1 protein-coding gene and 1 pseudogene are annotated in these 1394 nt (G+C 44.0%); one reads left to right on the forward strand and one right to left on the reverse strand.

Annotated features, from left to right (window positions below; translation table 11 throughout):
• A pseudogene (locus CV945_RS17730) lies at nucleotides 1–467 on the forward strand (ISL3 family transposase); the annotation flags it as partial.
• 224 nt (nucleotides 468–691) lie between these two features.
• On the opposite strand, the gene CV945_RS16825 reads toward CV945_RS17730, so the two are convergent.
• Nucleotides 692–1394 (reverse strand): IS982 family transposase (locus CV945_RS16825; protein WP_100660197.1); only part of this gene is annotated, 703 nt, incomplete at its 5' end.

Genomic DNA, 1394 nt, shown 5'->3' on the forward strand with positions numbered 1-1394 from the left:
CACAAGCCTTGGATCAAGCAAGAAAGGAATGTTCTCCATTGAAAAAGGCTCGATATCTTCTCTTAAAAGGCTGTGAAAAGCTTCGTAAGGACCAACGGCGTCGATTAGACGATATCTTGGAGGAGTATCCGGTACTCTCCATTGCTTATTATCTCAAAGAGTTGTTTCGGGATTTTTACCGAACCGATGGATATCACGAAGCAAAGGAACGCTTGGAAGAATGAATTCAGTTAGCTAAACAGAGCCCTTTCACTTCTTTTCAGGAAGCAGCCAACACGCTTGAAAGGTGGAAGGAGCCGATTCTTTCCTACTTTTTGTGCCCATATACCAATGCCCGAATCGAGTGGACGAATCACAAGATCAAAAACATCAAACGCCGGGCATATGGCTATCGAAATCTAGAACGGTTTCGTTTGCGTGTATTTCTGGAGTGTACAGGGAACACTACAGGCAGTCAGGCTGCTTAAGCGCTCCCTTCTTCCGCTATCGGTATGATAGTTGGTAGAATGGAACCCGTCAAGGAAAGCACTTGACTGTTTCCATTCTACCAACTTCGTGGTCTGTATGCGGAAGAAGGATCCTGACTGATGAACCTATTTCATCCAGCTAACATGTATCTAGGATTGAGTAGAAATCACAGAAAATGGTGAAGACCCAAAAAATATATATAACCCATGGTGCTAGTTGAACTTTAACGCTCAACTAACCCAAGAATGACGAGTGAATAAGCGAGTAAAATGCCATCCAAAGATGATTCAAATCCAGAAACAGAGTTGGATCGAATCTCTGTGATCCGGTACTGATCAATGAGAACGGAAAACACGGTTTCAATGACTTTGCGCTTTCGTTTCATCCATCGTTTCCATGCTTTCGATTGATGGATTTTCTGGTTTTTCCGAACGGGCGTCCAAAAAGTGATCTTGTATTCATCATACAGCTTCTTTTGCAAGTCTTGGCTCACATATCCTTTGTTACCAAGTGTATACGGATGAGGAAGTTGGACCATCACGGTTTCCGCAGCTGTCCGGTCGTGACAGGATGCTTCGGTGACGACATATCCCATCGGAAGCGCTTGGTCAGTGATCTGGAGATGAAGCTTCAATCCATAGTAAGCCATCTTTTTGGATGCACAATACCCAATATCAGCGATTCCTTGAAACCGTTTGACGCGATATATTCGTGCGTGGTGGCAGAGTTCAATGGGTAAGCTATCCACTACCGCATAAGCATGATGTTGCCCACGTTTGGCTAGTTGATATCGGATCCATTTGACGGCAAAGCCAAGGTTTCGACAACGACGGTTATATCGAGAGCGTTCAGGAAATAAATCTTTCGAAAATAAGTTTCCGATCACAAATCGGTGCCAAGCTCGTTCGGATGTAAAACCTAACAAC

Origin of the sequence: Geobacillus sp. Manikaran-105 (genome assembly GCF_002809955.1) — a bacterium.
Lineage (GTDB): Bacteria > Bacillota > Bacilli > Bacillales > Anoxybacillaceae > Geobacillus > Geobacillus thermophilus.